Annotated in this window: 6 protein-coding genes; all 6 read left to right on the top strand. The window is 54.9% G+C overall.

Translation table 11 applies throughout. The annotated features are described in order from the left end of the window. Positions 1-146 (top strand): glycosyl hydrolase family 65 protein (locus tag Q0K62_RS07995; RefSeq protein ID WP_366515883.1); only part of this gene is annotated, 146 nt, incomplete at its 5' end. Positions 147-215: 69 nt separating this feature from the next. Further along, positions 216-1,256, top strand: coding sequence for a LacI family DNA-binding transcriptional regulator (locus Q0K62_RS04210; protein WP_297316732.1), 1,041 nt, complete (start codon positions 216-218; stop codon positions 1,254-1,256). Between the two features lie 246 nt (positions 1,257-1,502). After that, a complete protein-coding gene (locus tag Q0K62_RS04205) occupies positions 1,503-3,575 on the top strand; it encodes a TIM-barrel domain-containing protein (RefSeq protein WP_297316731.1) in 2,073 nt (690 codons plus the stop codon). Between the two features lie 93 nt (positions 3,576-3,668). After that, positions 3,669-4,523 (top strand): sugar ABC transporter permease, encoded by an 855-nt coding sequence (locus tag Q0K62_RS04200; protein WP_297316730.1) that lies wholly within the window; start codon positions 3,669-3,671, stop codon positions 4,521-4,523. Further along, a complete protein-coding gene (locus tag Q0K62_RS04195) occupies positions 4,520-5,359 on the top strand; it encodes a carbohydrate ABC transporter permease (RefSeq protein WP_297316729.1) in 840 nt (279 codons plus the stop codon). The genes Q0K62_RS04200 and Q0K62_RS04195 overlap by 4 nt, the downstream gene beginning before the upstream one ends. Before the next feature lie 90 nt (positions 5,360-5,449). Then, the gene (locus tag Q0K62_RS04190) at positions 5,450-6,796 is read left to right on the top strand and encodes an ABC transporter substrate-binding protein (protein ID WP_297316728.1); all 1,347 of its coding nucleotides are present in this window, start codon (positions 5,450-5,452) and stop codon (positions 6,794-6,796) included. Positions 6,797-7,044 lie beyond the last annotated feature (248 nt).

The raw sequence follows: 7,044 nt of genomic DNA, 5'->3' as shown, positions 1-7,044 counted from the left end.
CCAAGGAGTGGGATTCCCTGTCTTACCAGCTGACCGTGGGTGAGACCCGGTTCAGGGTGATGGTGACCCCCGATGCGGTCGGTACCGAGCATCTGGCCGGTCCGGAGATCACGGTCAAGGTCCAGGGGCATCCGCGACAGGTGTGAGGCCGGGATTACCGTCATGCCGGTGCTTGCGCTGGCTGTGGAGTGACTCGGACTCGGCTTCTGGTAGCAGTGGTTTTGCCCGGAAGTGTTGTATTTGGAGTGTATATGGTCAACATCCTTGATGTAGCCCGCGAGGCCGGTGTGTCGAAGACAACCGTTTCCTATGTGATATCCGGGAATCCGAAAATAACCAAGAAAACAGCCGACAAGGTCCATAAGGCCATGCAGAAACTTGGTTATACGGTGAATCATTCGGCCCGTGCCTTATCGACCTCCAGGACCATGACACTGGGTGTTGCCACTTCGGATATAGAGGACATCGCTTCGTCTCCCCTCCTGAAAGGGATTTACTTTTCGGGATTGTCCGATTATGCCCGCAAACGCGGATATGACATTCTCCTCATGGTTGATGAGGACGGGACTCGAGAAATCGAGGATGCTGCGCGAGCTCGGAAAATCGATGGATTGATTTTGATGGATATCGACAGTCATGATCCCAGGGTCGGTGTTGCCGTCGATTCAGGTGTGCCGACCGTCCTGTTCGGAATGCCCGAGAAGACCCAGGGCCTTGATGTCGTCGACACCAATTTTGAACAGGCCGCCCATAACCTGGTGAATCGATTCGCCCAAGGGGGTCATAAGGAGATTATTCTGGCGTCCAAGTGCAGCCGCTCCGATTCCAACCCGCTGAACTATACGCTCAGATTCATCAGAGCCGCCGAAGACGAGGCGGCACGCTGCAGTATACGGATTGAGCAGGAGTGCATCGATGCGGATGCGACAGAATGGTCCCTGCACGAAGCCCTGTCGCGGCACCCAAATGCGACCGGTGTCATAGTCGAGGACCAGGATACTGCCGTCAGTGCTCGTCTGGAGCTGGAACAGGCCCACGTGGCCGTTCCCGGTAACATATCATTGGCCGTATTGCTGGCGGATATTGTTTATGAACGGATGAGGATGCCCCCGACCTCCGCCTGCATCGATACTCGTACCATCACTTCTTCAGTGGTGGATGCCTTGCTGCGGCGAATCGACAATCCTGGTGCCGGGCCGGGGAAGAAACTGATTGACACTTCATGGCATGACGAAGGAACCATCTCGGTTGTTTGACTTGCTCCCCGCTGGTTTGCAACCGGACGGGAAAGTGATACCATCGACTTAGTTGAACCGGTTCACTAAGTGAAGTGCCGCCGTGGCCGTTCGGTAGGACGGTGCCGCGAGGTGCTTCGCTATAGAGTCTCCGCTGTGGAAGGCTTGCAGTCGAATACGACAACCCGATATGGAGACGGCCTGATATGTGAAGCTGCATGTACAGGTTGGGTCTCACAGAAATAGTGCGCAAAGAAAGGCGATGGGATGCTTTCAGCATTTTCGGTGATTGATGGTGTCATCAGATGGAAGGGAGACGGGGAGTGTCTGCAGGTCGAACCCTGGGGAAAAGACAGCGTCCGTGTTCGTGCTTCGAAGAATCGTCGGATGAGCGACTCGGATGGGGGACTGCTTCCCCGGCGGCAGCCAAGTGAGGATTCCGGGGCCACGATCAGCTTGCATGAGGACGGATCAGTGGCTGAACTCATCAACGGGCGGCTGACGGTTCGGTTGACCATCAGAGAAATTTTCAATGCCGGTGCAGGCGGTCTGGAAAGTAGGTGCTCTCTCGCCTTCATCAACGCCGATGGGAAGACCTTGTTTGAAGAGCTGTCCTCCGGGGGCTCTTTGAACAGGAAAGCCCGGAAATACACCCCCTTGGGAGGAGGGGCCATGTCGGTCACCGCCTCTTTCCTGGCCCCAAGGGATGAGCATCTTTATGGCATGGGCGAGTATCAGCAGGACTTCATGGATCTCAAAGGATGCAGCTTTGAATTGGCCCACCGCAATTCCCAGGCGTCCATCCCCTTCGTCGTATCCAGCGCCGGATATGGTTTCCTGTGGAACAATCCGTCTATAGGCTCTGCAACCTTTTCGTTGAACCGCACTGAGTGGTTTGCGCAATCGACCCCACAGATTGATTACTGGGTGACCGCGGGCGGTTCCCCCGCGGATATCATGCATAACTACGCAGATGCCACCGGTCATGCTCCTGTGATGCCTGACTGGGGTCTGGGATTCTGGCAGTGCAAGTTACGTTACTGGAATCAGCAGCAGGTTTTGGATGTGGCCCGTGAGTTCAAGCGTAGGGGCATCCCTCTGGACGTTATCGTGATTGATTTCTTCCATTGGCCACACATGGGGGATTTCCGTTTCGAGGACGAGTTCTGGCCCGATCCCAAGGCCATGTGCGACGAGTTGCATGCCATGGGAATCAAGGTCATGGTCTCTGTCTGGCCGCAGGTTTCTCTGAAGTCCGAGAATTACGCATATATGCATGCGAATAACCTTCTCGTTAATGCCGAATCGGGAATCGATGTCGGCATGATGTTCCTTGAGCCCAACCAGTTCTATGACGCGACCAATCCGGAAGCCCGTCGGTTCGTATGGGAGAAATGCAAGCACAATTACGTGGATAAGGGTGTTGACGCCTTCTGGCTGGACGAGGCGGAGCCTGAATACGGGACCTACGACTTCTCGAATTATCGTTATTATGCCGGCCCCAATCAGGAGATAGGCAACATTTATCCCCGCGACTACAACAAAGGGTTCTTCGAAGGGCAAATCAAGGACGGCCGGCAGGATCAGATCGTCAACCTGACGCGTTGCGCCTGGGTGGGGTCCCAGAGATATGCCTCCCTGGTCTGGTCGGGTGATGTGGGGTCCACATTCGAAGATTTGCGTGCGCAGATCACCTGCGCGATTCACATGGGCATGGCCGGTATCCCTTGGTTTACGACTGATATGGGCGGTTTCCATGATGGGCGGATTGATTCGCCTGAATTCAAGGAGCTCCTCATGCGCTGGTGTGCCTTCTCCTGCTTTTCTCCCGTTATGCGCAACCACGGTGACAGGAGTCTTGAGCGTCAGGAGGGAAGTTTCAAGGAGTCCATTTACGCAGCGGACGGCAGCCCCAGGCTTCCTTCCGGTGCAGAGAATGAGCCGTGGAGCTATGGAGACCAGGTCGAGGCGGTATTCAAGAAGTTCATTTCGGTCCGTGAGGCGCTCAGGCCATATCTGCATGAGCTGTTCCAAACCGCTCACGAGTCCGGCGATCCCGTTGTTCGCGGGCTGTTCTATGAATTCAACGAGGACGAGAAGAGTTACAACATCTCCGACGAGTATATGCTAGGGCCGGATTTGCTCGTCGCCCCGGTGACTGCAGCAGGAGCCAGGGAGCGCCAAGTGTATCTGCCCGGCGATTCCAGCGTCCATTGGACCTTCGTAAAGTCCGGTGCCTCCTATGAGGGGGGGACCCGCATCACCGTGGAGGCCCCCATCGACGAGATCCCGGTTTTTGCAGTGGAAGGCCGGGACCATGGATTAATCGGTCTGATGTAGACCCTCTGCAAGCCATCCCCATGCCTGCTGCATGGCTTGGGGAGACCTGAGTTTCAAAGGTGAACCGGTTCAATTATCGAAAGAAGGACAATCGTGATATCGATGATCGGTAAATCCATACGCCGATGGTGGGCGGTTTTCTTGCTTCCCACCTTGGTGGCTTTTCTTATCGGGTTCCTGATCCCATTCGTCATGGGCATATACCTGAGTTTTACCAGATTCACTACGGTGACCGATGCCCATTGGGTCGGTCTGAGCAACTACAGCGGGTTGCTTGCAGACAGGGAGTTCCAGCATTCACTGGTCTTCACCGTACTGTTCACCATAGTGACGACCCTGGTGGTCAATGTCGCCGGCTTCTTTGTGGCCTATATGTTTACCAAGGCGATGAAAGGAGCCAACCTCTTCAGGGCGGTTTTCTTCATGCCCAACCTAATCGGCGGCATTATCCTGGGCTACGTTTGGCAGTTGCTGCTCAATGGTGTCTTCGGACACTGGGGTCGGTCGTTGACCTACTCAGGCACATACGGCTTCTGGGGTCTTGTTATTCTCATGTGCTGGCAGCAAATCGGCTACATGATGGTCATCTACATAGCGGGCATGCAGTCCTTGCCTGACGATGTCATGGAAGCGGCATCGGTCGATGGTGCCTCACCCAGGCAGATTCTGTTCAGGATCACCATACCGTTGATGATGCCAAGCATCACTGTCTGCACATTCCTGACGGTCACGAACGGATTCAAGCTCTTCGATCAGAACCTGGCCTTGACCAATGGCGCCCCGTCCAATACCTCGGAAATGCTGGCGCTGAATATATACCGAACCTTCTATGGCCGGACCGGTTATGAGGGGGTCGGGCAGGCCAAGGCGGTCATCTTCTTCCTCATCGTGGCCGTCGTGGCACTTATCCAGAACAAACTCACAACCAGCAAGGAGGTGGCGGCGTGAAAAGGGAACAACTGCGACATGGATGGTTGTGGACCGCCATATTCTCTGCCTTGTCACTACTCTGGATATTCCCCATCGTTCTTGTTGTCATCAATTCGTTCAAGAACAAGATCTATATTTCGCAGAGTACATTCTCCCTGCCGAACTCAACAACCTTCGTCGGTTTCCAGAACTACGCCAGAGGTATCCGCAGGACCAACCTCCTCGCCAGTTTTGGCTGGACCGTGGTTGTCACTGTCGGGGCGGTGGCTTTGATTCTGGTCTGCACCTCCATGTGTGCATGGTGGATTGTCAGGGTCCGTAACCTGCCTTCGAGAATTGCATACCTCCTGTTTCTGTTCAGCATGATCGTCCCCTTCCAGATGGTCATGTTCCCCCTTTCAAAAATCGCGGACATGCTTGGTCTCAATACCCCTTGGGGACTGTGGATCCTGTATCTGGGATTCGGCTGTGGCATGTGTGTCTTCATGTTCACGGGCGTCATCAAGTCCCTTCCCATGGATATTGAAGAGGCGGCAATGATAGATGGCGCAAGCGTGCCCCGAACCTTCTTCACGATTGTGGTCCCCATGATGAAGCCGAGCCTGGTCTCGGTGGCGATTCTGGAGACCATGTGGATATGGAATGACTTCCTGCTGCCGTATCTGACCTTGGATATGCGGCGCTATAAGACGGCGAGCATCGCCATCCAGTATCTCAAGGGTGGGTATGGCGCTGTGGATATGGGAGCCATGATGGGCTGCCTTGTGCTGACGATCATCCCCATTGTCGTTTTTTACCTGTTCTGCCAAAAGTACATCATCGCCGGTGTGACGGCCGGAGCGGTAAAGGGGTGATCATTTCGTTCAACGAAGACTGAGTGCGCAGGAACGGATTCGCTCAGCATCAAGTACGTGATGAGGTATACACACACGAAAGGAAATGCCATGCAAGGAAGCATAAAGAAGGTAAGTGCAACAGTGGCGGTGCTCGCCCTGGGCGTAGCCGGGCTGTCTGGTTGTGGAGGCGGCGGCAAGGCCGATGATGCGCCAAAGGCATCGGGCGGGAAGGTCTATTACATGAACTTCAAGCCGGAGGTTGCCACGCAGTGGGAGGACCTGGCGAAGAAGTACACCGATGAGACCGGCACCAAGGTCAATGTGCAGACTGCCGCTTCGGGCACATATGATCAGGCCCTCAAGTCCGAGATGTCCAAAGCCGAAGCCCCCACGCTCTTTCAGGTCACCGGACCTGTTGGGTTGAAAACCTGGAAGGACTATGTTTCCGATGTCTCTGACACGGAACCGTATAGGCAGCTCACCGACAAGTCAACGGCGCTCAAGGACGATTCCGGCAAGGTCGTTGCCATCCCCTTCGTAACCGAGTCCATCGGTATCATCTATAACAAGGACATATTGAAGAAGTACTGCCAACTTCCGGATGCTGCCGTGAAGTCAGCCTCCCAGATCAAGTCCTTCAAGCAGCTCAAGGCGGTGGCGGATGGCTTGCAGAAGCATAGGGACGAGTTGGGAATCAAGGGAGCTTTCACCTCAGCGGGAATGGATTCCTCCTCTAACTGGCGATTCGGACAACAGCTGGCCGCCGTTCCCCTGTACTACGAATTCAAGGATGAGAACACGGTGCAGAAGCAGCCTGCGACCATCAAAGGTACGTATCTTCCCGAGTTCAGGCAGATGTGGGACCTGTACCTGAAGGATTCGACCACGGAACCGTCCAAGTTGGGCTCAGTCACCCTTGATGACGCGAATTCCGAGTTCGCGACAGGCAGTGCGGCCCTGTACCAGAATGGAACCTGGTCATGGACCGATTTGCGTGATGCCGGTTTCCAGGCCGACAATGTGGGCATGATCCCCATGTATATCGGCGTGAAGGGTGAACAGAACCAGGGATTGACCACAGGCACCATGAACTATTGGTGCATCAATAAGAAGATCTCCAAGAAGGATCGGCAGGCGACCGAGGACTTCCTCAAGTGGGTCATCACATCGGATGACGGTAAGAAGGCCATGAGCGAGGATATGGGCTTCACCACGCCATTCAAGAGTTTTGCCGACGTCAAGACGGAGAACCCACTGGTCGAAATAGCCCAGAAGGACTCCAAGTCCAAGACGGAGAAGATACCCTGGGTCCACACCATGCAGCCTTCCGCAACCTGGCAGAACAATGTATACGATGCCATGCTCGAGTATGCACAGGGCACGGGCAACTGGGATATGGTCGTTCATAGGTTCGTGGATGGGTGGGCGACTGAAGTCCAGGCCACCAAGGACTGATCGTGATTTGTGCTTGTGAAACACATGAGTTGAGAATTTCGCTTATTTCCGCCTTGGTTCAAGACTTGGGGCTATAGCGGCATCACCGCAATAGCATTTGGCTCTTCACCCCTGTGAGGTTTCAGGGGGTGAGGGGCCATTTGCCATACACCCGCCTGCTTTGATTGTCCCCTTATTGGGAGCTGCCCTCCCCCCCCCCCCCCATGCCAAGAGGTGAAGGCCCTGGCCGCACTGCTTCCTAGACTGGA

This window comes from uncultured Bifidobacterium sp., from assembly GCF_945269915.1.
In the GTDB taxonomy this organism is placed as follows: domain Bacteria; phylum Actinomycetota; class Actinomycetes; order Actinomycetales; family Bifidobacteriaceae; genus Bombiscardovia; species Bombiscardovia indica.
The sequence above is the reverse complement of the archived record's forward strand: the minus strand, read 5'-3'. Positions and strand labels throughout refer to the sequence as shown.